Source organism: Krasilnikovia cinnamomea (assembly GCF_004217545.1).
GTDB lineage: Bacteria > Actinomycetota > Actinomycetes > Mycobacteriales > Micromonosporaceae > Actinoplanes > Actinoplanes cinnamomeus.
Window position 1 is genome coordinate 3,223,329 of sequence record NZ_SHKY01000001.1, and the last position, 24,319, is coordinate 3,247,647.

General features: G+C 70.3%; 21 protein-coding genes and 1 tRNA gene. 17 read left to right on the forward strand and 5 right to left on the reverse strand.

Annotated elements, in window-relative coordinates; translation table 11 throughout:
• Positions 1–40 precede the first annotated feature (40 nt).
• The 3 genes from EV385_RS35065 (at position 41) to EV385_RS14555 (ending at position 2,513) form a co-directional block, all read left to right on the forward strand.
• Positions 41–943, forward strand: coding sequence for a C40 family peptidase (locus EV385_RS35065; protein WP_242624880.1), 903 nt, complete (start codon positions 41–43; stop codon positions 941–943).
• 60 nt (positions 944–1,003) lie between these two features.
• The gene (locus tag EV385_RS14550; RefSeq protein ID WP_130509964.1) at positions 1,004–1,663 is read left to right on the forward strand and encodes a GNAT family N-acetyltransferase; all 660 of its coding nucleotides are present in this window, start codon (positions 1,004–1,006) and stop codon (positions 1,661–1,663) included.
• Positions 1,664–1,982: 319 nt separating this feature from the next.
• Positions 1,983–2,513 carry a YbhB/YbcL family Raf kinase inhibitor-like protein gene (locus tag EV385_RS14555; RefSeq protein ID WP_130509965.1) on the forward strand — a complete coding sequence of 177 codons (531 nt, stop codon included), beginning with the start codon at positions 1,983–1,985 and terminating at the stop codon, positions 2,511–2,513.
• A gap of 28 nt (positions 2,514–2,541) precedes the next feature.
• On the opposite strand, the gene EV385_RS14560 is transcribed toward EV385_RS14555, so the two are convergent.
• Entirely contained in the window at positions 2,542–3,252 is a 711-nt protein-coding gene (locus EV385_RS14560) for a class I SAM-dependent methyltransferase (protein WP_130509966.1), read from the reverse strand.
• A gap of 255 nt (positions 3,253–3,507) precedes the next feature.
• Between EV385_RS14560 and EV385_RS14565 the strand changes: the two genes are divergently transcribed.
• On the forward strand, positions 3,508–5,493 hold the full coding sequence (locus EV385_RS14565) for a DUF6311 domain-containing protein (RefSeq protein ID WP_130509967.1): 1,986 nt from the start codon (positions 3,508–3,510) through the stop codon (positions 5,491–5,493).
• 10 nt (positions 5,494–5,503) lie between these two features.
• Here EV385_RS14565 and EV385_RS14570 read toward each other — a convergent pair whose 3' ends face one another.
• The gene (locus tag EV385_RS14570) at positions 5,504–6,220 is read right to left on the reverse strand and encodes an RNA-binding protein (protein ID WP_130513305.1); all 717 of its coding nucleotides are present in this window, start codon (positions 6,218–6,220) and stop codon (positions 5,504–5,506) included.
• A gap of 394 nt (positions 6,221–6,614) precedes the next feature.
• Here EV385_RS14570 and EV385_RS35070 point away from each other — a divergent pair, with 394 nt between their 5' ends.
• Positions 6,615–8,303, forward strand: coding sequence for a peptide deformylase (locus EV385_RS35070; protein ID WP_242625294.1), 1,689 nt, complete (start codon positions 6,615–6,617; stop codon positions 8,301–8,303).
• On the opposite strand, the gene EV385_RS14585 is transcribed toward EV385_RS35070, so the two are convergent.
• The gene (locus EV385_RS14585; RefSeq protein ID WP_130509968.1) at positions 8,300–9,415 is read right to left on the reverse strand and encodes a globin domain-containing protein; all 1,116 of its coding nucleotides are present in this window, start codon (positions 9,413–9,415) and stop codon (positions 8,300–8,302) included. The genes EV385_RS35070 and EV385_RS14585 overlap by 4 nt on opposite strands.
• Before the next feature lie 131 nt (positions 9,416–9,546).
• Between EV385_RS14585 and EV385_RS14590 the strand changes: the two genes are divergently transcribed.
• The gene (locus EV385_RS14590) at positions 9,547–10,302 is read left to right on the forward strand and encodes a CPBP family intramembrane glutamic endopeptidase (protein ID WP_130509969.1); all 756 of its coding nucleotides are present in this window, start codon (positions 9,547–9,549) and stop codon (positions 10,300–10,302) included.
• Positions 10,303–10,351: 49 nt separating this feature from the next.
• On the opposite strand, the gene EV385_RS14595 is transcribed toward EV385_RS14590, so the two are convergent.
• Entirely contained in the window at positions 10,352–11,740 is a 1,389-nt protein-coding gene (locus EV385_RS14595; protein ID WP_130509970.1) for a hypothetical protein, read from the reverse strand.
• Between the two features lie 153 nt (positions 11,741–11,893).
• Here EV385_RS14595 and EV385_RS14600 point away from each other — a divergent pair.
• Positions 11,894–11,984 (forward strand) — tRNA-Ser (locus tag EV385_RS14600).
• Positions 11,985–12,014: 30 nt separating this feature from the next.
• Here EV385_RS14600 and EV385_RS14605 read toward each other — a convergent pair.
• On the reverse strand, positions 12,015–13,688 hold the full coding sequence (locus tag EV385_RS14605) for an FAD-dependent oxidoreductase (RefSeq protein WP_130509971.1): 1,674 nt from the start codon (positions 13,686–13,688) through the stop codon (positions 12,015–12,017).
• A 167-nt stretch (positions 13,689–13,855) separates the two neighbouring features.
• Here EV385_RS14605 and EV385_RS14610 point away from each other — a divergent pair, with 167 nt between their 5' ends.
• The 10 genes from EV385_RS14610 (at position 13,856) to clpB (ending at position 24,319) form a co-directional block, all read left to right on the forward strand.
• Complete coding sequence (locus EV385_RS14610) at positions 13,856–14,896, forward strand: LuxR C-terminal-related transcriptional regulator (RefSeq protein WP_130509972.1); 1,041 nt, start codon at positions 13,856–13,858, stop codon at positions 14,894–14,896.
• 214 nt (positions 14,897–15,110) lie between these two features.
• A complete protein-coding gene (locus tag EV385_RS14615; RefSeq protein ID WP_130509973.1) occupies positions 15,111–15,701 on the forward strand; it encodes an HdeD family acid-resistance protein in 591 nt (196 codons plus the stop codon).
• Positions 15,702–15,712: 11 nt separating this feature from the next.
• The gene (locus EV385_RS14620) at positions 15,713–15,976 is read left to right on the forward strand and encodes a UBP-type zinc finger domain-containing protein (RefSeq protein ID WP_130509974.1); all 264 of its coding nucleotides are present in this window, start codon (positions 15,713–15,715) and stop codon (positions 15,974–15,976) included.
• Positions 15,977–16,072: 96 nt separating this feature from the next.
• Positions 16,073–16,615 carry an SRPBCC family protein gene (locus tag EV385_RS14625; protein WP_130509975.1) on the forward strand — a complete coding sequence of 181 codons (543 nt, stop codon included), beginning with the start codon at positions 16,073–16,075 and terminating at the stop codon, positions 16,613–16,615.
• Positions 16,612–17,787, forward strand: coding sequence for a zinc-dependent alcohol dehydrogenase (locus EV385_RS14630; protein WP_130509976.1), 1,176 nt, complete (start codon positions 16,612–16,614; stop codon positions 17,785–17,787). Before EV385_RS14625 ends, EV385_RS14630 begins: the two co-directional genes overlap by 4 nt.
• A 120-nt stretch (positions 17,788–17,907) precedes the next feature.
• Positions 17,908–19,806 (forward strand): molecular chaperone DnaK, encoded by a 1,899-nt coding sequence (gene dnaK / locus EV385_RS14635; RefSeq protein ID WP_130509977.1) that lies wholly within the window; start codon positions 17,908–17,910, stop codon positions 19,804–19,806.
• A 7-nt stretch (positions 19,807–19,813) separates the two neighbouring features.
• The gene (locus EV385_RS14640; RefSeq protein WP_130509978.1) at positions 19,814–20,407 is read left to right on the forward strand and encodes a nucleotide exchange factor GrpE; all 594 of its coding nucleotides are present in this window, start codon (positions 19,814–19,816) and stop codon (positions 20,405–20,407) included.
• Complete coding sequence (locus EV385_RS14645) at positions 20,407–21,381, forward strand: DnaJ C-terminal domain-containing protein (RefSeq protein ID WP_130509979.1); 975 nt, start codon at positions 20,407–20,409, stop codon at positions 21,379–21,381. The genes EV385_RS14640 and EV385_RS14645 overlap by 1 nt, the downstream gene beginning before the upstream one ends.
• The gene (locus EV385_RS14650; RefSeq protein WP_130509980.1) at positions 21,378–21,707 is read left to right on the forward strand and encodes a chaperone modulator CbpM; all 330 of its coding nucleotides are present in this window, start codon (positions 21,378–21,380) and stop codon (positions 21,705–21,707) included. Before EV385_RS14645 ends, EV385_RS14650 begins: the two co-directional genes overlap by 4 nt.
• Entirely contained in the window at positions 21,698–24,319 is a 2,622-nt protein-coding gene (clpB, locus tag EV385_RS14655; RefSeq protein ID WP_130509981.1) for an ATP-dependent chaperone ClpB, read from the forward strand. The genes EV385_RS14650 and clpB overlap by 10 nt, the downstream gene beginning before the upstream one ends.

Sequence of the window (24,319 nt, forward strand, 5' to 3'; positions counted from 1 at the left end):
GCACCGGAGGCAGACTCTGTCCCATCCGTACAGCCGCCGGATGCTGGTCGCCGGCGCTCCCACCAGTGCACCCGGCCGACACCGCAGGCAGTCCCTGCCTCAGCTGTACACCCGCCAGGTGCTGCTCACCGCCGGGATTCGCGTGAGTGCCCCGGGCCGGCACCGCAGGCCGGCGCCGCCGCATCCGTACACCCGGCGGGTGCTCACCGCGAGCGCGCTGGCGCTCGCGGTGCTCGCCCCGGCCGTGGACCCCATGGAACGGCCCGCCGAGGCTGTGACCCCGCCGCAGGTCTCGCCCGCCAAGCGGGCCCAGGCCGCCGAGTTGGACTCCGTCGCGGGGGCCCCGGCCCGGCGCGCCGACCGGGTGTCCCGCTCCGCGGTGCGCTCGGCGACGGTGCGGCCGGTCGTCACCATCGTGCGCGGTGCGGCCGGGCGGGCGGTCGTCCGGGTCAGCACCCGCATCATGGTGCTTCGGCGGGCGGCCGACGCCCGCCGGGCGCACCGGGTGCCCTCGCACGCCGCGCACGCCCGCGGCGTCGGCAACGGCACGTACCGTCTCGGCCGCGCCGTGCAGCATTTCGTCCGGGCCGAGTACGTCTCGCTGCCACCGGCGCGCGGCATGGGGCCGGTGCTGGCGTTCGCGAGGGCCCAGCTCGGCAAGCGGTACCGCCTCGGCGGGGAAGGGCCGTACACGTTCGACTGCTCCGGGTTCACCAAGCAGGCGTACGCGCGGATCGGCATCTCGCTGCCGCACTCCTCGGGTGCCCAGGCGGCGCTGGCGCGGACCGTGTCCCGCGCCGCGGCACGCCCCGGTGATCTCGTCGTCGGGCGCGGCCACGTCGGCGTGTACATGGGTGGCGGAATGATGATCGACGCGGGCAACCCCCGCACCGGGGTGGTGTACCGCAAGCTCTACGCCGGGCTCTACATCAAACGGCTCTGACATGGACGGTCCGCTGCGGCGCACAATCCGTGCGCCGCGTTCCGGTGAACAATCGCTGACGTGATCAACGACCATTGGCCGCTGTACGGCCTGCGCCTGCGCACGCCCCGGCTGGAACTGCGGCTCCCCGGCCCCGACGACCTGGCGGCCCTGGCCGACCGTGCCGCCGAGGGAGTGCACGACCCGGACACCCAGCCGTTCACGACCGCGTGGACCGATGCGGAGCCCGACCAGCGGGCGCGCGCCACGATGCAATGGCACTGGTCGATGTTGGGCCGGTGGCAACCGGACGACTGGTCGTTGAACCTGGTGGCGGTCGCTGATGGTGTCGTGGTCGGCACCCAGGACGTCCGCGCCCGCACCTTCGCCGCGCTGCGCGAGGTCGGCACCGGATCGTGGCTCGGCCGGGCCCACCACGGCCGGGGGTACGGCACCGAGATGCGCGCGGCCGTGCTGCACCTCGCGTTCGAGGGGCTGGGCGCCGAGTACGCGACCTCGGCGGCGTTCGCCGACAACGACGCCTCGTACGGGGTGTCGCGCAAACTCGGATACGCCGACGACGGCGTCGACCGGCATCTGGTGCGGGGCGCGGTGGTGGTGAGCCGGCGGCTGCGCCTGGACCGGGCGGGATGGGCGGCCGCCCGTACGGTTCCGGTCAGCATCGAGGGGCTCGCGCCGTGCCTGCCGATGTTCGGCCTCCCACCCGGGGACGAGCCGTAGGCAGCAGTCGGCACCCGTCCCCGGTGGGCGGGTGCCGACTTGCTGGCCGCCGCAGGCGACCTATCGCCACCGAGCGCGGGGATCTCAGCCACTCGCACCCGGTCGGATGTCCGACTGAAGTATTGCCGCGGACGCCCGAAGTCAAGCGCACCGGCTGTGCGTTTCCTGGCAAAACCCCGCACGGGTGACGGGGGACCGGCAACCGGTCAGAAAGACGGCCGACACGTGCTCTGGTTACGCTCGGCCGGTCGTGGGGAATCCCCACCGTGGTCCCCGCGGCCGCCCGGTCTCTCGCGCCGCCTTGAGGAAGGACACCGCCATGAGTCTCGACCGCCCCACCGCCCCGGACCCGTACGACCTGCTCCCGCCGGTGCCGTCCTTCGCGGTCACCAGCACGGACCTGACCGACGGCCAGCCGCTCGACGAGCTGTACGCGCATCCCGGCGTGGGTGGCAAGAACCTGTCCCCGCAGCTCGCCTGGTCCGGTTTCCCGTCGGAGACCCGCGGCTTCGTGGTGACCTGCTTCGACCCGGACGCGCCCACGGGCAGCGGATTCTGGCACTGGGTCCTGGTCAACCTGCCGGCCTCGGTGACCGAGCTGGAGCGCGGGGCCGACCCGCTGCCTGACGGCGCGTTCTGCGTCCGCAACGACTACGGCGACACCGGGTACGGAGGGGCGGCCCCGCCGCCCGGGGACCGACCGCACCGGTACGTCTTCGCCGTGCACGCCATCGACGTGGACTCACTCGACGTGGGTGCCGATGCGACGCCCGCGACGGTCGGGTTCAATCTGGCGTTTCACACCCTGGCCCGGGCCGCGATCCGCCCGACCTTTCAGGTCCGCGGCTGACGGGCCCCGGACCTGGCGCCCGCGCGGGTCAGAGCGGGGTGCGCGCCACCGCGAAGACGGACTGGCCGAACGGGGGCTTGACCAGGCGCTCCGCGGCCTTGGTGACGGGCAGCACCAGTGAGTCGTACACCTTCACCATCGGGCCCTCCTTGGGGGCCATCTTGAAGATGCTGGTCGCGCCGTAGTAGCCGATCAGGCCGAGCGCGTTCGCGTAGTGCATCTTCTCGATGGTCAGACCGGCCTCGGTCATGGCGGCCCGCATCGTCTTCTTGGTGTAGCGGCGCACGTGACCGGTCGCGATGTCGACCTGGCTCATGGCGAACATGAACGCCGGGACGATGATGATGACCCGGCCGCCTGGGCGGACGAGGTCGGCCATGCTGCGCAGCGCGCCCACGTGGTCCTCGATGTGCTCCAGCACGTTGTACGACACCGCGGCGCTGTAGTCACCGCCCTCGGTGCTGGGCAGCAGCATCTGGCGCACGTCGATGCTGGGGTGATCGGCCAGGCGCTCCTTGAGCTGCACCAGCCGGTCGGGGTCCGCCTCGGTGGCGGTGAAGCGGGGCAGGTGTGCCGACCACTCGAGCGCGTAGTCCCCGAGGCCGCTGCCGATCTCGATGGGGTTGTCCCCCAGGTACGGAAGCGCGAGCTCGACGAACCAGCGACGGTGGTTCACGGCCGTCGCCAGGCCTTCGAGTACCTCGGACTGGATCCGCTGGTCTCCAGTGATGTCTGCCATAAGTCGGGTTCCCTCGTCTTGCTGGACAGCGGGACCGGAAGAGTTAACCAGACGCTGCCTGCGACCGAAAGTTGAGCGGGGGGTGACCGCCCATTGTTTTCCTGATTGAGACATTGCCCCGGGGTGGCCCGGGGTGGCCCGGGGTGGTGCATCGCGTCCGACGCGTGACCTAAAACGCCCCTACATATCGTCTCGATCACGCATCGGTCACTCGTCACTGCAACGTTACCAACCTCGGTTAGGCTCGCCGACGCTATGACGATTACGGGTATTGACTCGACAGGCCAGTCGGCTGGTGGGCATGCGGCCCTGCCAAACCGTGAGGCCGGCGCAGAGGACCTGGACGCAGAGCTTATCGCCCTGGAAAGCGAGGTCGCGGCGACGCCGGTCGCCGTTAAACCCGCTGCTCGCGCCGTACCCGACCGGGCGGCCGAGGAGCGCGGTCCCACGCGCTGGTGGCGGGCTCTCAAATGGCGAGACGCACTAGTGATTCTGAGTTTCGTCGCCATCGCGCTGTTCCTCACCGCGCCGTTGTGGCTCAACCTTGATCATGACTTGCGCGACGATCCGCAAGATCAAGCTTTCTTTGAGTGGATGCTGGCGCACGGTGCACGAGTGCTCACGGATGGCGCCTATCCGTTCTTCTCCGATCGCATGAATTACCCCGATGGGGTGAACATGATGGCCAACACCTCGGTGCTGGCCGTTTCTCTGCCGATGACACCGATCACTCTGATGTTCGGTCCACATGTGGCCTTCAACGTATTTCTCACGATGGCGTTGGCATGCACCGGCGCGTCATGGTATTTGGTGCTGTCCCGCCAGTTCGTCGCCTCGCGACTGGCCGCCTGGGTCGGCGCGCTGTTCTGCACGTTCGCGCCGAGCATGGTCTCGCACGCGGGCGGACACCCGAACATCGTCTCGCAGTTCCTCGTCCCGCTGATCATCTGGCGCACCCTGGCACTGCGGACGCCCGGCCGCGCCGTTCGCGGCGGCCTCATCCTCGCGGGCCTGCTCGTCTGGCAGGCGTTCATCAACCTCGAGGTCCTCTTCATGGCCGCCGTGGGCCTCGGCGTGTTCTGCGCGATCATGGCGGTCGCGCGGCGCCGCGCCCATCCGGGCGAGATCCGCACCTTCCTGCGCGGGCTCGGCGTGGCGGGCTCGGTCACCCTCGCCGTCCTGGCGTACCCGCTCTCCGTGCAGTTCTTCGGGCCGCAGAGCTACGAGGGGCTCGCCCCGTTCGTCCGGCACTTCGGCGCGGACCTGGCGTCCTTCACCGCCTACGCCCAGCGCTCGATCGCCGCACAGGGGCAGGCCACGCCCGGGCTCGCGCAGAACCCCTCCGAGGAGAACGCCTTCTTCGGCTGGGGCCTGGTGATCCTGTTCTTCGGGCTGCTCTTCTGGATGCGCCGTACCGCCGCCGTGGTCGCCCTCGGCGGCATCGCGGTGCTGTTCGCCGCCATGTCGCTCGGGCCGCGGATCTACCTGCGCGGGATCAACACCGGCATACCCGGCGTCTGGTCCGTGCTGCACAACGTCCCGGTGCTCAACTCGGCCGTGCCCACCCGGTGGGCGATGGCCATCGCCCCGGTGATCGGCATCGTGCTGGCGCTGGGCGTCCAGCGCGGGATCGACCTGGTTCGGACCCAGCCGACCACCCGCGGCCCGGTACGCGTCGCGATGATCACCGCGGTGGTGATGGCGCTCGTGCCGCTCGTCCCGACGCCGCTGACCACCAAGCCCATGGAGCCGGTCCCCGACTTCGTCACCTCCGGCGCCTGGCGGGAGTACGTCGACGACAACCACACCGTGGTCGCCCTGCCGCTGCCGGACTCCAGCTACCCGGACCCGCTGCGCTGGAGCGCGTACACCCAGCAGGACATGCGGATCGCGGGTGCGTACGCGCTGCTGCCCAGCCAGAACCCGCTCGACCCGACCGACCGTACGGCGCTGTTCTCGCCGCCCTGGCGGCCGACCAGCGGGCTGATGGCCTCGATCAAGCAGGGCAACCCGATCCCGGAGATCACCGACACGCGGCGCGAGATGGCCCTCGCCGACCTGCGCTTCTGGAAGGCCGGGGTGGTTGTGTTGGCCCCGCAGGATCGCGACGACGAGATGCTGCTGGTGATGACCGACCTGCTCGGCTTCCAGCCGACGTGGACCGGCGGCGCGTGGGTGTGGAACGTCCGCAGCCTGGTGGACGACCCGAGCGCCGCGCTGACGGCCGCGAACGCCCGCTGACCGCCGCGCGCTACTTGATGCAGCAGCCCTGGCAGACCTTGGCCTCGGGCAGCGTGAACGCGAGGCAGCAGGTCTTGCGCTGCACGTCCAGCTTGCCGGCGGGCCCGGGCACCAGCTCGATGAGGTCCGCGACACCCAGCGTGGTGAGCAGGGTGTCGATCGTCTCGGCGGACGAGCCGGGCAGGACGTCGGCGGAGCGCAGCACCGCGTACGCGATGCCGGACGACAGCGAACCCATGAGGGTGCGCTTGCCCAGCCGCACCCGGCGGTGAATGGCGTCCAGCAGCGGCGTCAGATGCTCGTCGAGCAGCGTGGTGCGCAGCGCCGCCAGCAAGGCCGCCTCGTCGGCGACGACGCGGATCTGGGGCAGCCCGCCGACGGCCAGCGGATCCGACGGCAGCACCGCGACCTCGATGTCGGCCCGCATGCCCAGCGTGACCAGCGGCCGCGGGTCGTCGAAGTGCATGAGTACGTCGCTGGCGCGCAGCAGCGGCACCCGGCGGGCGGAGGCCCAGCCCAGCACCGCGGGCAGGGCCAGCCAGTAGGTGTACGCCTTCCAGGCCAGCGCGGCGGCGGCGTGCGGCTCGGCGTGCCAGCGGCGGGCGGCCCCGTCGAGCAGGGTGTCCAGCCGGTCATTGGTCAACAGGGTGGTGGGCTGCCAGCCCGACGGGTTGTCGACCAGCAGGTCGGGGGCGAGCCCGGGCAGCTCGGTGCTGGTGCCGAACATGGCGCGCAACGTCGCGGTCACCGGCGCCAGCGGCTGCTCGGCGAACGGGGCTCCGGTGAGCGCGGCCCGGTCGATGGCGGTGGTCACCGAACCACGCCGATCCGGGGGCGGGAAAGCCCCCCGGAGCGCTTCGACGGCCGGACCACCGATGTCACCTCACACACGCGTACGAGTCGACCGGGAGTCCACCTCCGCGGCGACGCCCACCATACCTTGTTAAGGCTAACCTAACCAGGCTGGTTGAAACCTCTGGTCAGACGGCTTTGTGTTCCTGATCAAGCGTCCCCGCCCGCTCGCCGCGCCCGTCAAGGCATCTGTCGGCAACGTGCTACTAGCCCCTTACGGACAGGCGTGGCCGTGACACTGAAGCTCTCGTGGCGAAGGGGACACCGTGTTGACCACCTCACCCGTCGAGCGAGCCGCGGACAAGTTCGTCGCGGCGCTGGCCCAGTGGCGTAACGAGCGGGGCATGACCAAGAAGCAGCTCGCCGCGCGCATGGGCTTCGATCCCTCGTACGTCAGCCATGTCGAGAGCCGCCGGCACAAACCCACGGAGGACTTCGCCCGCCGGGCCGAGGCGGTGCTCGCCGCGGGTGGTGCGATCTGGCAGCGGTTCCGGGAGTACGACGAACTGCGGCACGCCCGGGGCGCCGCGCTGCACCGGGATCCACCGGTGCCCGTCCAGTGGATGCCGCCCGGCACCGGGCTGATCGTGGAACGGGAGATCGCCGAGCTCCGCTACACCGGCGGCGCGTACCGGTGCCGGGTCCGGCGGGACCTGTACAACCCCGGCGGCGAGCCGGTGACCCGGTACCTGGTGAAGATCGCCGTCGACCGGTTCCCGCACGACCCCGCCGGGTCCAACCGGCACCACCGCGCGCATCCGCTGACCGTCGAGGAGATGAGCCTGGCCGCGCACGCCGGCGAGGGCGCCGCCGTGGAGCCCATGGACTGGTACGTCAAGCTCGACCGGGACGCCGCCAAGGAGATCTGGCTGCTGTTCGCCAACGAGCACGGGCGGTTCCCCCTCTACCCCGGCGAGCGCACCACGATCGAGTACGCGTACACGGTCGGCGAACAGAAGTGGGGACAGTGGTTCCAGCGGGCGGTCCGGCTGCCCACCCGCAGCCTCACCGTGCGCCTCGACTTCCCGGTGGAGTTCGACCCGCAGGTGTGGGGTGTGGAGACGTCGCTGGCGGCCGAGGTGCCCGTACGGACGCCGCTGGGGCGGCACAACGACGGCGACCGGGCGATCTTCGAATGGTCGACCGACGCCCCCCTGCTCAACGCCCGTTACCGGCTGGAATGGCGGTTCCGCGCCCCGGGCGCCCCGACCGTGGAGGAGCCCTCGGACCCGGAGCCGAACCGCTCCCCAGGTGCGGGAGGTGATCGAGCCGTGCCCTCGGGCACGGGGAATGATCCGCCCGCGCCCCCGGGCGCGGGTGAACCCGTCGAGTCCGCCGGGAAGCGGGTCCCGCCGCCGCGCGCGGCGGTTTCGGGACGCCCCGGTACCGGACAGCCGTGCGACGAGGAACGGGCCAGCCAGCGGATGCGCGACATCGGCATCGTGCAGCGCGGTTCCGACCTGCTGCGCCAGCGCGCCCGGCACTTCCAGCTGCCCCGCGAGGAGGCCGCCGCCCGCGACGCCGTGACCGGGCTGCTGGCCACACTGGACCGCCTCGAACGGGCACACGACTTCCGCAAAGGCGTCGGGCTGGCCGCCCCGCAGATCGGTCGCGCCGTCGCCGCCGCGGTCATCCGGCCACCCGAGCGCGGCAGCAACCCGGTCGTGCTGCTCAACCCCCGGCTGGTCGGGGAATCCCCCGACACCGACGACCGGTACGAGGGATGCCTGTCCTTCTTCGACTACCGCGGCCTGGTCCGCCGCCCGTTACGGGTGGAGGTGGAACACGCCCGCTTCGACGGCACCCGCGTGATCACCTCCTTCGAGCAGGCGATGGCGCGGCTGGTCAGCCACGAGATAGACCACCTGGAAGGCCGCCTGTACGTGGACCGCATGCCCGACGACAGCCTGCTGCCCGTGGAGGAGTACCAGCAGACCGGGCGGCCGTGGGCGTACTAGCTCATCTCGGAGAAGCTGTCGTACTTGATGCGTATCGGCGGGACCTGTAACTCGGCCAGGGTCTTCAGCGTGGCCTTGACCATCGGGCCGGAGCCGGAGACGAAGAAGTCGTGCTCGTTCCACGGGCCGAACCGGGCGACGACGTCGCAGATGTTGCCCTGTTCGCCGCCGAAGGTCGGGTCGTCACTGCACGCCGTCACCACCGACAGCCACGGATAGCGGGCGGCCAGCCGGTTCAGCTCGGCCAGGTCGTACAGGTCGTCGCGGTTGCGGGCGCCGAAGAAGACGTGCACCCACCGGGTCCGGTTGTACCGGGTGAGCTCCTCCAGTAACGATTTGATCGGGGCCAGGCCCGTGCCGCCCGCCACGAACACCGTGTCCCGGGTGGAACGGCGGTCCAGGGTCATCGTGCCCATGGGCGCGGCCAGCCGGACCATGTCACCCACCTTCAGGCGGCGCACCAGGGCGCTGGACACCCAGCCCGCACCCACCGCGCGAGCGTGGAACTCCAGCGTGTTGTCGCGCCGCGGCGCGTTCGCCGGTGAGTACGTGCGCCACAGCCGTGGCTGATAGCGCGGGCATTCCATGCTCAGGTACTGCCCCGCGCGGAACTCCAGCGGCTGCAGCGGCAGCACGGTGAAGACCGCGATGTCGCTGGAGCGGCGCTCGTGCGCGACCACCTCCGCATGCCAGTACGGGGGATTGGTGTCCGCCTCCGCCCCCGCCAGCATCTTCGCGGCGATGACCGCGTACGCGTCCGCCCACGCCTGCTCGTACTCGATGGCCCACTGGTCGCCCGCGAAATGCCGCAACGCCTCGATCAACGCTCCACCCACCACCTCGTAGTGCCCCGGTTCCACATGGAACTTCCGGTGATCGCGGCCCAGCCCGCGCAGGTACTGGTCGAACCGCTCGGGATCCTCGAGGGTCTGCACGGCCGTGACGATCGCGCCGAGCAGGCGGGCGCGCTGCACGTCCATGTGCACCGGAAATAGGTCACGCACGTTCGGGTGGGCCAGGAAGATGCGTGCGTAGAAATAACCGGCGACCTTGTCCCGGTTCTCCTCGACCAGGCTCCAGCTCTCCTTGAGCAAGCGTGCGAGGTCTCCCATGCCCTTCAGGGTGGGATACGAGAGTCGGGTACCCGACGCACCCAAAGTGCGACGTCGGCGAGTCGCCAGCACCTTTTCGGCCTGTTTGTGCTTAGCGATTGAACTGATCATGCGCCCCATAGAGTGATCCGGTGACCTCCGACTCACGGCCCGCCAGCCGCACCCGGCTCGGCCAGGAAGTGGCCATCGTCCTGCTGCTGTCGCTCGGCCAGTCCGCTGTCTACTCCGTGGTGTCCATCGTCGCGAAGCTCACCGCGGGCAAGCCGCTCTCCCAGCAGGCCGCCACGCTGAACGCGTCACAGTCGCCGCGGCCATACCTGGACCTGACGTACCAGCTGCTGGAGATCTCCTTCGCGCTGGCGCCCGTACTGTTGGTCCTCTATCTGTTGAACCGGCCGACCGAGACGTTGGGCCTCACCCTCAACCGCCCCCGGTTCGACGTGGGCTGGGGCTTCGGGTTGGCCGCGGCCATCGGCATCCCCGGCCTGCTACTCGTGTACGCCGCGGCGCAGCTCGGCGTCAACGCGCAGATCGTGCCCGCCGCGCTGCAACCCGTCTGGTGGGCGACGCCCGTGCTCATCCTGGCCGCCATCAAGAACGCGGTGCTGGAGGAGGTCATCGTCGTCGGGTACCTGATGACCCGGCTACGCGAGATCGGCTGGCAGCTTCCACTCGTCGTGGCGGCGTCCGCGGTGCTGCGCGGCTCCTACCACCTGTACCAGGGCTTCGGCGCGTTCCTCGGCAACGCGATCATGGGAGTCGTCTTCGCGCTGTTCTTCGTGCGAACCCGGCGGGTGATGCCGCTGATCGTGGCGCACAGCATCCTCGACATCGCCGCCTTCGTCGGCTACTCCCTGCTACCGGCGTCCTGGCTTCGCTGGCTCTGAGTGATCGGCTGCCCCGCGTCCAACCGGGTCCGTCATGGTGCGGTGGGCCTCAGCGCCGGGCCGCCCCACGGTAGAACAGCGTCGCCTTGGCCGCCATGTTGCGCGCCGACGACTGGCCCGTCAGCGCGGCGGCCAGCAGGCTCGTACCCGGGAAGTAGCGGTTCGCGGTGCGCAGCAGCGCCCACGCGCCCGCCTGCAGGCCCGCCATCCGGCCGGCCCGCCACCACCCGCGCGGCCGGTCGCCCTCCGCCCCGCCGAAGGCCCCGGCCACCGCGTCGCGCTCATGGGCCGGCTGCCGCGCCGCGACCAGCGCCAGCTCGGCCGCCTCCCGGTTCGCGTGCACCTGCGTGAGCACGAGCAGGTCGGCCGCGCGCGCCGGATCGGTCGGATCCAGTCCGTACGCGGCGGCGATGTGCAAGGTCAGCTCGGCATGCGTCAGCGCGTTCGTGGCCAGCAGAGCGGCCGGCGAACGGGAGCCGGCCACCGCACCGACGACACCGGTCACGCTGCCCACGCGGGTGAACTGTGCCGCCGCCAGGCGGGCCACCGCGTCCGGGCCGGCGCTCGGATAGGCCGCCCGGATCCGCTGCGCCCAGTCCCGGGCGCGCGGGCCGATGGCCTGCACGGCGGCGACCGCCAGCAGTTCGGGGGCGTAGCCGGGGTCGGCGAGGATCTTGGTCCAGGCTTCGATGGACGCCGCGGCCGTCGTCGTGCGGACGCCCGTGGGAGGGGATCCCGGGGCAGGTTTCGTGGGGGAGGCGGGTGCCTTCGGCGGCGCGGCAGGTGTCGTGGGTGTGGCCGCAGGTGGCGGTGTTCGCCGGGCAGCCGTGGACTTGCGAGCTGCTGGCTTCTTCGCCGGGGCTGCCTTCTTGGCGGGCCGGGCGCCCGGCCCAGTGGCATCCGGGGTGGGTTCCGCCGGGGCGCTTGCGGCCCGCTTGGCCTCGCGGGCACGCCGGGTTGATGCGCCGCCGCCGGCCGGAGTGCGGGTCTTCCCGGCCGGCCGGGCAGCCGACTCGGGCCCCCGGGCCTGCTCGGGTCCCTGGGCCTGCTCGGGTCCCTGGGCCTGCTCGGGTCCCTGGGCCTGCTCGGGTCCCTGGGCCTGCTCGTCGGTCACGCCGTCCTTGGGACCGGCGTTCGCGGGATCCCCGGATGCGGTGCCGGCCTGTGCCTGGTCGGGCGTGCCTGGTGACGGCGCCGGGGTCGGCGTACCGGGGGCAGCGGAACGACGGCCTGGCCGCTCGCGCTCGGACCCCGCACGCGACGGTGGCCGGGCGTCCGGCTCTCCGGACGGCGGCTGGAACGTCACCGGAGGGGCGGGCTTCGCGGCGCGCTCGGCCGGCTGGTCCTGCGGCGCGTTCTCATCCGGGGTGCTGAACGCGGCCCGGGGGCTACGCGCGCGCGACGGCTCCCGGCGCTGCGTGGGCTGGTTCTCCTCCATGCCGTCGCAGCCTAGCCCCGGCGCAGCGGATTCTCCCGGTGAAAAACCCGGTGGTCCGTCGATTCGTGATCGGCGTGGCCAAATGGCAGCCTCTTTGCCCGGTGCCGAGGCGGTCCGGTATCCTCGACGGTCGGTGGCCCGTGGGCTGCCGGAGGAGACTTCGCCTAGTCTGGTCTATGGCGCCGCACTGCTAATGCGGTTGGGGTTTTAAAGCCCCTCCCGGGTTCGAATCCCGGAGTCTCCGCACTTCCCCCAGGCCAGCTCGGCCCGCCGTTCAGGCGGGGTGCGGCGGCCGTGCGGTTGCCTCACTCAGCCGGGCGAGATGCTCATGGATGAGGCGTACCGCCATGGCGCCCTCGCCGACGGCGGACGCGACCCGCTTGATCGATCCGCTGCGGACGTCTCCCACGGCGAGGACGCCGGGACGGCTGGTTTCGAGCAGGCTGGCCGGGGTGGGCGCCGCGGCGGCTCCGCCGGTGAGTACGTAGCCGCGATCGTCCATGGCGACACATTGGGCTAGCCAGCCGGTGCACGGTTGCGCACCGATGAAGACGAACAGCACGCTGGTGGGGATCTCGCGCCGGTCGCCGGTCGCCTTGTCGGTGACCACGACCGTGCGTAGTCGCCCCTCCTCGCCGTGCAGTTCGCTCACCTCGGTGTGCCGCAGGACCTCTACGTTCGGCAGTCGCTCGATCTGGTCGACGAGGTATCGGGACATGTCCCGGCCCAGGTCGTCGTGCCGGATCAGCAGCCGCACCGTGCTCGCGTACCGGGCGAGGAAGATGGTCGCTTGCCCGGCGGAGTTTCCGCCGCCGACTACGCACACCGGCTGGCGCGTGCAGAATGTCGCCTCCATGAAGGTTGCGGCGTAGTAGATGCTGGTGCCCTCGAACTCTGCGAGGCGAGGGACATTGAGCTTGCGGTACCGCGCGCCGGTGGCGATCACGACCGTTCGGGTCCGCAGCCGCGTACCGTCGTCGATGGCCACGACGTGGTGGCCGTCGCACGCCTCGAGTCGGGTCGCTTCGGCCGGGACGGTCAAGGTCGCGCCGAACTTCTTCGCCTGGATGACGGCGCGGTCCGCGAGGTCGGCACCGGAGATGCCGGCCGGGAAACCGAGGTAGTTCTCGATGCGCGACGACGTTCCGGCCTGCCCGCCGGCCGCCACGGCGTCAACGACGATGGTGGACAGCCCTTCGGAGGCGCCGTAGACGGCGGCGGCAAGGCCGGCCGGTCCGGCGCCCACGACGACGAGGTCGCACGTCGCCTCGCCGGAATCCGGCGCCTTCAGTCCGGCCAATCGAGCCAGCTCGGCATTGGTGGGGTTGCGCAGCACGGTATCCCGCCAGATCACCACCGGGGTTTCCTGCGGCGGGACGGACAGTCGGCGGAGAAGATCCTCGGCCGCCGGGTCGTTCTCCAGATCGATCCAGAGGTGTGGCACCCGATTGCGGGCGGCGAGTTCGCGTAGCCGCCTGGTGTCCGGATCGAACCGGGAGCCGATGATCTTGATGCCGGCGATGCTTCCCACCAGCAGTTCGCGGCGCGTCAGATAACAGCGCAGGATGAGGTCACCGAGTTCCGGTTCCTGCCGGACCAGGCCGTACAAGACCGGCAGCGCGACCGCGAGCACCTCTCCCGGGGTGGCCGCCACCATCGAGACGAACGACGGCTGGCCGGTGAGCAGGCTCAGTTCGTCGAGGAAGCGGTGCGGCCCGTGCACCCGGACGATCCGGGCGTGCGGAGTGCCGTGTCCCTCGATGACGGCGACGCGGCCCGACAGGACAACGAAGAAGTCGCGGTCCCGCTGTCCTTCGGCAACGAGCACGTCGTCGGGTTGAACGGTGCGGGTCTCGCCGTGCCGGCGCAGCAGGGTCAGGTACCGGCTGGGCAGTCGCGGATACGCGCCCCCGATGTCCGGTGTTTCCTCGAGGTGCTCAGCAGTCACGTGTCGCCCCGCAGCCCGTCGTCGTCAGCACCCCTCCATCGCAACAGCCACTGCGGCGGGGTGTCGATTGGCAGATTTACCAATCGCTTCGACTTGCGAAGTTTGCCGCTGCTGGCTGGGGGTAGGCGCTTCAAGTGCACCTGTCCGATCGTGAGGAGGTGCAGGCCGTGACCGAGTCCCTAGCGGTAGCGCTGGAGCTGACAGCAGAGATCAACCGGGTGTCACCGGCCAGCGACGACCTGGCAGAGGACCTGGCGTTCATGTGGGACCCGATGAAGCGGATCGTTCCGTTCACCGCGGGATGGATCGGCACACTCGACGAAGACCAGCGCCGCTACACCACGGTCACCTCCATCGGCCATGATCGGGACAGCCTCGCGTACATGGAATCCGAAGAACTCACCGAGCTGAGGAAGACCGGCGGCCTGCTACAGCGACACCGGCCCATGCGCCGACGGCACGCACCACCACACACCGCCGAGCTGCCGTGCTGGTCCAGACACTGGTGGCCGGCCGGATTCCGCGCAGTCCTCGACGTCCCGCTCATCACGCCCGACGGCCGCCACCTGGGCGTACTCGCACTCCACACCAACACGGCCACCCAACCGACCACCGAGGCCCGCGACATGATCGGCGCGATCGCGCCCGCCATCACCGCCGTCCTGGATCCGATGAACCTGTTCGCCGGGCTGGCGCAGCTGGTCCAGGGCGCCACCGCCGCCGTCGTCGTCGACCGCCGAGGCACCCTCACCCCACTGCCCGGGATGGCCACCGATTCCGTGCTCACCAGATTCCCCACCGTCGCGCCCACAGCGATCAACGCGCTGACCGACCGGATCCGGCACACCACGTTCCTCTGCCCGCTCCACGCGGACGACGCCCCGCAGCGCTACGTCCAGGTCACCGGCCTCGCCTGCCCACCCAGCACACCCGAGGACCTCATCGGGATCGTCCTGATCTCACCCCCCGGGAACCTTTACGCGCTCACCCACCGGGAACTGGTCGTTCTCGGCCTGGTCATCGAGGGACACGCCAACCGAGACATCGCCGCCCGGCTGTACATCACCACGCGGACCGCCGCGGCACACCTCGAACACATCCGCGCGAAGCTCCACGCCCCGACCCGTACCGCCGCCGCGGTGCTGGCGACCCGCCACGGCCTGTACATCCCGTACCGGCTCATCGACGGCCGGACCGGACGGCCGTGAATCGTGATCCGGTTCCCCACCTCGACTGCGCCGGGCACGCCCGGCATTGGCAACTCTGCCAATCGACGGCGGCCGACCACGGGGGTAGTTCTGAGAGGAGACGCCCAGGCGTGCGGCGCTCAGGGAGGACAGTCGCATGCTCGTCCAATTGGCTCTCCGTCCATGACGAGAAACTGCCGAAAGGCAGTCTGACGACGCCCGGAAGGAACCGACCATGGTGGAGATGCTGTCCCGGTACTGGTGGGCGGTCGTATTGCGCGGCATCGCCGCCATCCTGTTCGGAGTGGTGGCGCTGGTGTGGCCGGGGCCGACGGTGTTCGCACTGGTGTTGTTGTTCGGGGCGTATGTGCTTGTCGACGGCGTATTCACGCTGGCCTCGGTGCTCGGGCGCAACCGCGACGGTGTGCGAACCGGCAGCCGTGGCTGGCTGATCGTGCAGGGCATCGCCGCTGTCCTCATAGGCATCCTGACATTCGTGTGGCCGGGTGCTACCACGCTTGTGCTGCTGTGGCTGATCGCGGCCTGGGCGCTGATCACCGGCGTGCTACAGGTCGTCGCGGCGGTACGGTTGCGTCGCGAGATGCGGCACGAGTGGCTGCTCGCGCTCAGTGGCGTGCTGTCGGTTGCGTTCGGCATCCTGCTCATCGTCTGGCCGGCGGCCGGGGCGCTGGCCGTCCTGACTCTGATCGGTGCGTACGCGATCCTGTTCGGTACCGCCCTGGCGGTGTTTGGTGTGCGGCTGCACCGGAACCGCCCCGATGCGCGGGCCGTGACCGGTACCCGGAACCGGCCGGCCACGGCGTGAGGTGAGAATCCATGACCACAGTCATCGACCCGCACGTAGTCATGATCAGACCGGTGGTGCCGCAGACCCCCCGGGGCTGCGGAGAGTGCCTGCGCCTGGGCACGCCGTGGGTCCACCTGCGGTTGTGCCTCACCTGCGGGCACGTCGGCTGCTGCGACTCGTCACCGATGAAGCACGCGCGGCAGCACGCCCACACCCAAGCCCATCCGATCGTCCAAACGTTCGAGCCCGGCGAGGACTGGCGATGGTGCTACGTGGACGCGGCGTTCGTCTGACCGGGCAGGGCAGGCGCGCGGTCGATTGGCGGGTTCAGGTGTGCGAAGGACATCGGCTCCGTGCCGGCGGTGCGGGGCGTACGCGAAGGAGGATGCATGGAGTTGAAGGCAGCGACAACCATTCGCAAACCCGCACTGGAGGTGTACGGGTTCTGGCGCGACCTGGAAAACCTCCCGACGTTCATGGCGCATCTCGAGCAGGTCCGCACCACCGGTGACCGGACCAGTCGTTGGACCGCCGACGCCCCGTTCGGCAAGGACGTCGGGTGGGACGCGGAGATCACCGAGGAGCAGCCCGGTGAGAAGATCGCGTGGCGTTCGACCGGCAACGCCGACGTGCCGAACGCCGGCACGGTCCGGTTCCTGCCCGCCCCCGACGGTGTGAGCACTGAGGTGCACGTCGTGCTGGTGTACGACATTCCGGGCGGCACGATCGGCAAGGCGGTCGCCAAGTACTTCGGCGAGGAACCACATCAGCAGCTCGACGACGATCTGCGCCGGCTCAAGCAGGTGCTGGAGACCGGCGAAGTGGTCCGCTCCGACGGCGCCCCCTGGGGCAAGCGAGCCCGTAAGGAGTTCCCGCAGCGTCCGGCGCAGCCGCTGTCCGACGCCGAACTCGCGAAGGGGACGGACGCATGAGGGCCAACACCTGGGCGGGGCGCAACAAGGTCGAGGTCCGTGACGTGCCGGATCCGAGGATCCTGAACAAGCGCGATGCCATCGTACGGATCACCTCCACCGCGATCTGCGGCTCGGACCTGCACCTGGTCGACGGGTACGTGCCCACGATGCAGGACGGCGACGTCATGGGCCACGAGTTCATGGGCGAGGTGATCGAGGTCGGCCCGGGCGTCGACCCCGGTCGTCTGCGCGTCGGGGACCGGGTCGTCGTGCCGTTCCCGATCGCCTGCGGCGGGTGCGCCGCCTGCGCCGCCGAGCTGTACTCCTGCTGCGAGAACTCCAACCCCAACGCCGGGATCGCGGAGAAGATGTTCGGTCACCCGGTCGCCGGGATCTTCGGCTATTCACATCTGACCGGCGGTTTCGCGGGCGGTCAGGCCCAGTACGCGCGGGTGCCGTTCGCCGACGTCGGTCCATTGAAGATCGAGTCTGAGCTGAGCGACGAGCAGGTGTTGTTCCTGTCCGACATCTTGCCCACCGGCTACATGGGTGCCGAGATGTGCGACATCCAGCCGTCCGACGTGGTGGCGGTGTGGGGCGCCGGCCCGGTCGGCCAGTTCGCCATGGACAGCGCCCGGCTGCTGGGTGCCGCGCGGGTCATCGCCATCGACAAGGAGCCGTACCGGCTGCAGATGGCGGAACGGGCGGGCCACACGCCGGTGAACTTCGACGAGGTCGACGTGCGGTCGCGGCTGCTGGAACTGACCGGCGGGCGGGGACCGGACAAGTGCATCGACGCGGTCGGCATGGAGGCCACCCACGGCAGCGCGCACATCGCCGCGTACGACCGGATCAAGCAGGCCGTCCGGTCGGAGACCGAACGGCCGCACGCGCTGCGCCAGGCCATCCTGTCGTGCCGCAGCGGCGGCGTCGTCTCCGTCGTCGGCGTGTACGGCGGCCTGCTGGACAAGTTCCCCGCCGGCGCGTGGATGAACCGGGCGCTGACTCTGCGGACCGGGCAATGCCACGTGCAGCGCTACATGAAGCCGCTACTGCAACGCATCGAACGCGGAGAGATCGACCCCACCCGGATCATCACCCACACCCTGGCGCTCGACGAGGCGGAACGCGGCTTCGAGATCTTCAAGAACAAGCAGGACAACTGCGAGAAGGTCGTGCTCAAACCCTGACGGCCACGGCCGGCTCCTGATTGGCAGTCCTGCCAATGGACATCGGGTATCGGCGCTGTTGCGATCGAACTGGGCGCAAGCGACGGTACTGCCGCCGACACAAGTGTGGAGGACGACGCTATGGCACGGGCAGTGGGAATTGACCTCGGCACCACCAACTCGGTGATCGCGGCGGTGGAGGGCGGTCACCCCACGGTGATCCCGAACGCGGAGGGAGCACGCACCACGCCTTCGGTGGTGGCCTTCACCGAACAGGGCGAGCGACTGGTCGGTCAGCTCGCCCGCCGCCAAGCCATCCTCAACCCGAAGGGCACCATCTACTCGGCGAAACGCTTCATCGGACGCCGCTTCGACGAGGTGTCCAGCGAGCTGACCGCGGTGACGTTCGACGTCGTGGCGGGCCCGGACAACGCGGTGCGGTTCAAGGTGCGCGACAAGCTGTACGCCCCCGAGGAGGTCTCCGCGCTGGTCCTGCGCAAGCTGGTCGAGGACGCCTCGAAGTTCCTGGGCGAGCGGGTCACGGAGGCGGTCATCACCGTGCCGGCCTACTTCAACGACGCCCAGCGGCAGGCGACCAAGGACGCCGGGCGCATCGCCGGCCTAGAGGTGCTGCGGATCATCAACGAGCCCACGGCGGCGGCGCTGGCCTACGGACTGGACAAGCGCGAGCACGAGACGGTGCTGGTCTTCGACCTGGGTGGCGGCACCTTCGACGTCAGCCTGCTCGACGTCGGCGACGGCGTGGTGGAGGTGCGCTCCACCGCGGGCGACACTCACCTCGGCGGCGACGACTTCGACCGGCGCATCGTGGACCACCTGGCCGATGAGTTCCAGCGCAGTGACGGCATCGATCTGCGCCGGGATCCGCAGGCCCTCCAGCGGCTCTTCGAGGCCGCCGAGCGTGCCAAGGTCGAGCTGTCCTCGGTCACCCAGACCACGATCAACCTGCCGTTCGTCACTGCGGACGCCAACGGCCCCAAGCACCTCAACGTGACTCTCACCCGGGCGACCTTCGAGCAGCTCACGGCGGATCTCGTCGACCGCTGCCTCGGCCCGGTCGAGCGGGCCATGGCCGACGCGAAGGTCACCGCAAACGACATCGACGAGGTCATTCTCGTCGGCGGGTCGACCCGCATCCCGGCCGTGCAGAAGCTGGTCCAGCGGCTCACCGGGGGCAAGGACCCGAACATGACGGTCAACCCCGACGAGGTCGTCGCGCTCGGTGCCGCGCTGCAGGCGGCGATCATCAAGGGTGAGGTCAAGGACGTCCTGCTGCTCGACGTCACTCCGCTGTCGCTCGGCATCGAGACCATGGGCGGCCTGATGACCAAGATCATCGAGCGGAACACCACCATCCCGGCCCGCCGTACCGAAACCTTCAGCACCGCGGCCGACGACCAGCCCGCCGTCGATGTCGTGGTGTTGCAGGGGGAGCGGGAACGCGCTGCGGACAACCGGGTGCTCGGGCGGTTCCGGCTGGAGAACATCCGGCCCGCTCCGCGCGGCGAGCCGCAGATCGAGGTCACCTTCGACATCGACGCGAACGGCATTCTCAACGTCTCGGCGAGAGACAAGGACACCGGCGCCGAACAGCGCATCACGATCAGCCAAAGCTCGAACCTGGACACTTCCGAGATCGAACGGATGGTCCAGGACGCCGAGCGCCACCGCGACGAGGACGCCCGGATCCGGGAGATCATCGACGCCCGCAACTCGCTGGACTCGGCCGCACATCAGGTGGAGCGGCGGCTGGCCGAGCTGGGCGACGCGGTGCCGGTCCACGAGAAGGGCCGCGCCGAGATGCTGATCAGTGACGCGCGGCAGGCGATCAAGGACGAGGCGCCGCTGGATCGGCTGCGGACCCTGACCGCCGAGCTTCAGCAGGTCTACCAGAGCCTCGGCGTGGGCGGCGGTAGCGACGGTGCCGGCCCAGCTCCGTCGCAGCGCGGTCCGAACGATCAGGGCAGCCGGAGCAGCCAGGACGACGACGTCATCGATGCCGAGTTCACGGCCGGGTGACCTGGCGATGAGTGAGCAGGAGCAGAGCCGGACGGCGGTCGATGACACCTCGCGACCCGCTGCGAGGCCGCCATCCGGCGACCCAGGCCCTCTCGACGCGACCGGCCAGACCGATGCGGCGGCGACCGACAACGACGTGACCCCCGGTGGCGCCGACGAGACCGAGGAACTGCGTGCCGAGCTCGCCCAGATGGAGGACCGCTGGCGGCGCGCGTTGGCCGACTTCGACAACCTGCGCAAGCGGGTGGCTCGGGAGTCCGCTCAGCAGCGGGACGACGAGCGGGCCGCGGTGGCCGCGCGGTGGCTGCCCGTACTCGACAATCTGGAGTTGGCCCTGCAACATGCCGCTGCCGATCCGGCGTCGATCGTCTCCGGGGTCCAGGCCGTCCACGAACAGGCCCTCAACGTCCTCGCCGACCTGGGATTCCCTCGCCGCTCGGACGTGAACGAGCCCTTCGACCCGAGCCGGCACGAGGCGGTGGCGACGGCGCCGGGCGCCGGGGCGGAACCGGGCACGGTGCTGCACGTCGTCCGGCCCGGGTACGGCAGTGACGAACGACCGCTCCGGCCGGCCGCGGTGATCGTGGCGAAGGGCACCTGATGGCGCCGTCCCGCGACTTCTACGAGACGCTCGGCGTGCCGAGGGACGTCAGCGCGGAGGAGCTGCAGCGGGCGTACCGCAAACTCGCTCGCACCTATCACCCGGACATCAACAAGGATCCGGGTGCCGAAGAGCGGTTCAAGGATGTCTCCGAGGCGTACGACGTGCTCTCGGATCCGGACCAGCGGCGGCGTTACGACGCCTTCGGACCGGACTTCCGGCAGGTGCCGCCGGACACGGATCCGCAGGCTTGGGCCCGCGCCAGAGCTGCCGCGGGCTCGAGCGGTGCCCGCCGCGGTCGAGGAGGGCCACGCCGGGGCGGCGGCGCCGCCGCGGAGGATGTCTGGTTCCAGTCCGGGGGCGCCCAGGACATCGATCTCGAGGACCTGCTCGGCGGCCTGTTCGGTGGCCGACGAGGGGACGGCTGGGGACCGGTGGCCGGCGCCGACCAGGAGGCCGAACTCGAGTTGTCGGTGGAGGAGGCCTATTCCGGCGTGCGTCGCGGTGTGACGCTGTCCGGTCCGGGCGGCACCCGGACCCTGGAGGTCACCATCCCGGCCGGGGTGACCGACGGGCAGCGGATCCGCCTGGCCGGTCAGGGCGGTCGGGGCAGCGACGGCGCGGCGCCGGGCGACCTGTACCTGCGGATCCGGCTGGCACCGCACCCGCGCTACCGGGTGGACGGCCGGGACATCAGCGTGAACCTGCCGCTCGCTCCCTGGGAGGCCGCGCTCGGCACCTCGGTCGCGGTCGACACGCCCGGTGGCGAGGCGAAGGTCAAGGTGCCGGCCGGCACCTCCAGCGGCCGGCGGCTCCGGCTGGCCGGCCGCGGGCTACCCAACCCGCGTGGCCGCAACGGTGACCTGTACGCCGTGGCCCAGATCGTGGTGCCGCCCGAGCTCGGCGACGAGGAACGGCGGCTCTTCGAGCAGCTCGCCGCGACATCCACCTTCAACCCTAGGCGGCAGCCGTGACCTACCCCCTTGTTCGAAGGCCAGGACCGTCCACCGTACGGCTGGATCTGGCCACGTTCAGCCGTCTCGCCGGGATCCATCCGGAGATGGTCCATCGGCTCGTCGCTCTGGGACTTCTCGAACCGGTCCGCGACTCCGCCGGCGAGCTGTGGTTCGGCCGCGACCAGTTGCTCGCCGTGGCCCGGATCCGGCGCCTGCGCATGAGTCTGGGCCTCAACTACTCCTCGCTCGGGCTCGTCGTCGACCTGCTCGACCGGGTTGCCGGACTCGAGCGCCAGCTGCGCGTGGCGTCCTCTCGACGTATCGGAGGAACACCGTGGATCTGAACCGCCTGACCCAGAAATCGCAGGAGGCCCTGCACGACGCACAGACCAAGGCGCTCCGGTACGGCCATACGGAGGTCGACGGCGAGCACCTGCTACTGGCTCTGCTGGATCAGCCCGACGGTCTGGTGCCCCGGCTGCTCGACGCGGCCGAGGCCGACCCGGACACGGTGCGGGCAAAGGTGGAGGCGGAGCTGAACCGGCGACCCCGCGCCAGCGGTCCAGGCGCCGCGCCCGGCCAGGTCCACGTGACCCAGCGACTGTCCCGGCTCTTCGACGCAGCGGAACGTGAGGCCAAACGGCTCAAGGACGAGTACGTCTCGGTCGAGCATCTGGTGATCGCGCTGCTCGACGAGGGTTCGGCGACCGCCGCCGGCCGGTTGCTGGGCGAGGCGGGACTCACCCGTGACAGTTTCCTGCAGGCTCTGACGAGCATCCGCGGCAACCAGCGCGTGACGTCGGCGATGCCGGAGGTCGCATACGAGGCGCTGGCCAAGTACGGCCGGGACCTGGTTGCGGACGCGGCTGCCGGCAAGCTGGACCCGGTCATCGGCAGGGACGGCGAGATCCGCCGCGTCATCCAGATCCTGTCCCGCAAGACGAAGAACAACCCGGTGCTGATCGGCGATCCGGGGGTGGGCAAGACGGCCATCGTGGAGGGACTCGCTCAGCGGATCACCAACGGCGACGTCCCGGAGGGACTTCGCGACAAGCAGGTCTTCGCCCTCGACATGGGCTCTCTGGTCGCCGGCGCGAAGTACCGCGGCGAGTTCGAGGAACGTCTCAAGGCCGTGCTGTCCGAGGTGAAGGCGGCGGAGGGCCGGATCCTGCTGTTCATCGACGAGTTGCACACCGTCGTCGGCGCCGGCGGAGCCGAGGGTGCGATGGACGCCGGCAACATGCTCAAGCCGATGCTCGCCCGCGGTGAGCTGCACCTGATCGGCGCGACGACGCTGGACGAGTACCGCAAGCACATCGAGAAGGACGCGGCGCTGGAACGCCGCTTCCAGCCGGTGCTCGTCGAGGAACCCTCCGAGGAGGACGCCATCTCGATCCTGCGCGGGCTGCGGGAACGGCTGGAGGTCTTCCACGGCGTGAAGATCCAGGACGCGGCGCTGGTCGCCGCGGTGGTCCTCAGCCACCGGTACATCTCCGACCGGTTCCTGCCCGACAAGGCCATCGACCTGGTCGACGAGGCGTGCGCGATGCTCCGGACGGAGATCGACTCGATGCCGGCCGAGCTGGACGAACTGACCCGGAAACTGACCCGTCTCGAGATCGAGGAGGCGGCGCTGTCGAAGGAGGACGACCCGGCCGGCGTGGCCCGCCTCGAGCAGCTCCGCAAGGAACTCGCCGACCGGCGGGCCGAGGTGGACGCGCTGCGCGCCCAGTGGGACGCCGAACGGCAGGCGCTGAAACGGGTGCAGGAGCTGCGTCGTGAGCTGGAGCAGATCCGACTGGAGGCGGAACAGGCGGAGCGAAACTATGAACTCAACCGCGCCGCCGAGCTGCGCCACGGCAGGTTGCCCGAGCTGGAGCGCCGACTGCAGGCCGAGGAGCAGCGGCTCGCCGCGAAGCAGGGCGGCAAGCGGTTGCTCCGGGAGGTCGTTACCGAGGCGGAGATCGCGTCCATCGTGTCGCGCTGGACCGGTATCCCGGTCAGCCGGCTGACCGAGGGCGAACGAGAGAAGCTGCTGCGCCTGGACCAGATCCTGCACGAGCGGGTGATCGGGCAGGACGAGGCGGTCCAGCTGGTCACCGACGCGATCATCCGAGCCCGCTCGGGCATCAAGAGTCCGCGGCGGCCGATCGGGTCGTTCATCTTCCTCGGCCCCACCGGGGTGGGGAAGACCGAACTGGCGCGGTCGCTGGCCTCCGCTCTGTTCGACACCGACGAGAACATGGTCCGCATCGACATGAGCGAGTACCAGGAGCGGCACACGGTGAGCCGGCTGGTCGGCGCGCCGCCCGGATACGTCGGGTACGAGGAGGGTGGCCAGCTGACCGAGGCGGTCCGGCGCAAGCCGTACTCCGTGGTGCTCTTCGACGAGATCGAGAAGGCACACACTGATGTGTTCAACACGCTGCTGCAGGTGCTGGACGACGGCCGGCTCACCGACGCGCAGGGCCGCACCGTCGACTTCCGCAACACCGTGATCATCATGACGTCGAACATCGGCTCCGCCTATCTGCTGGAGGGCGTCACCGACTCCGGCGAGATCAAGCCCGAGGGCCGCGAGCTGGTGATGGGGGAGTTGCGACGGCACTTCCGCCCCGAGTTCCTCAACCGGGTCGACGACATCGTGCTGTTCATGCCACTGACCCAGCCCCAGATCGAACGCATCGTCGACCTCATGTTCAGCGAGTTGCGCGAGCGGCTGGCCGAGCGGCGGATGACGCTGGACGTCAGCGAAGAGGCACGGCGGTTCATCGCGCGGCAGGGCTTCGACCCGGTGTACGGGGCGCGGCCACTGCGCCGCTTCATCGCCCGTGAGGTGGAGACCCGCATCGCCCGGGCACTGCTGTCAGGCGATGCCGGCGACGGCGCTGTCATCCGGGTGGACGCCGTCGACGACGAGCTGGTCGTCACATACCAGGACCGGCCGGAGGAGTGA

Bases quoted from the DNA above. Each gene is read 5' to 3' on its own strand.
- EV385_RS35065 (WP_242624880.1), top strand. From the start codon at position 41: ATGCTGGTCGCCGGCGCTCCCACCAGTGCACCCGGCCGACACCGCAGG.
- EV385_RS14555 (WP_130509965.1), top strand. From the start codon at position 1,983: ATGAGTCTCGACCGCCCCACCGCCCCGGACCCGTACGACCTGCTCCCG.
- EV385_RS14560 (WP_130509966.1), bottom strand. From the start codon at position 3,252: ATGGCAGACATCACTGGAGACCAGCGGATCCAGTCCGAGGTACTCGAA.
- EV385_RS14565 (WP_130509967.1), top strand. From the start codon at position 3,508: ATGACGATTACGGGTATTGACTCGACAGGCCAGTCGGCTGGTGGGCAT.
- EV385_RS14570 (WP_130513305.1), bottom strand. From the start codon at position 6,220: ATGTTCGGCACCAGCACCGAGCTGCCCGGGCTCGCCCCCGACCTGCTG.
- EV385_RS14585 (WP_130509968.1), bottom strand. From the start codon at position 9,415: ATGGGAGACCTCGCACGCTTGCTCAAGGAGAGCTGGAGCCTGGTCGAG.
- EV385_RS14595 (WP_130509970.1), bottom strand. From the start codon at position 11,740: ATGGAGGAGAACCAGCCCACGCAGCGCCGGGAGCCGTCGCGCGCGCGT.
- EV385_RS14615 (WP_130509973.1), top strand. From the start codon at position 15,111: ATGGTGGAGATGCTGTCCCGGTACTGGTGGGCGGTCGTATTGCGCGGC.
- EV385_RS14620 (WP_130509974.1), top strand. From the start codon at position 15,713: ATGACCACAGTCATCGACCCGCACGTAGTCATGATCAGACCGGTGGTG.
- EV385_RS14625 (WP_130509975.1), top strand. From the start codon at position 16,073: ATGGAGTTGAAGGCAGCGACAACCATTCGCAAACCCGCACTGGAGGTG.
- EV385_RS14630 (WP_130509976.1), top strand. From the start codon at position 16,612: ATGAGGGCCAACACCTGGGCGGGGCGCAACAAGGTCGAGGTCCGTGAC.
- dnaK (WP_130509977.1), top strand. From the start codon at position 17,908: ATGGCACGGGCAGTGGGAATTGACCTCGGCACCACCAACTCGGTGATC.
- EV385_RS14640 (WP_130509978.1), top strand. From the start codon at position 19,814: ATGAGTGAGCAGGAGCAGAGCCGGACGGCGGTCGATGACACCTCGCGA.
- EV385_RS14645 (WP_130509979.1), top strand. From the start codon at position 20,407: ATGGCGCCGTCCCGCGACTTCTACGAGACGCTCGGCGTGCCGAGGGAC.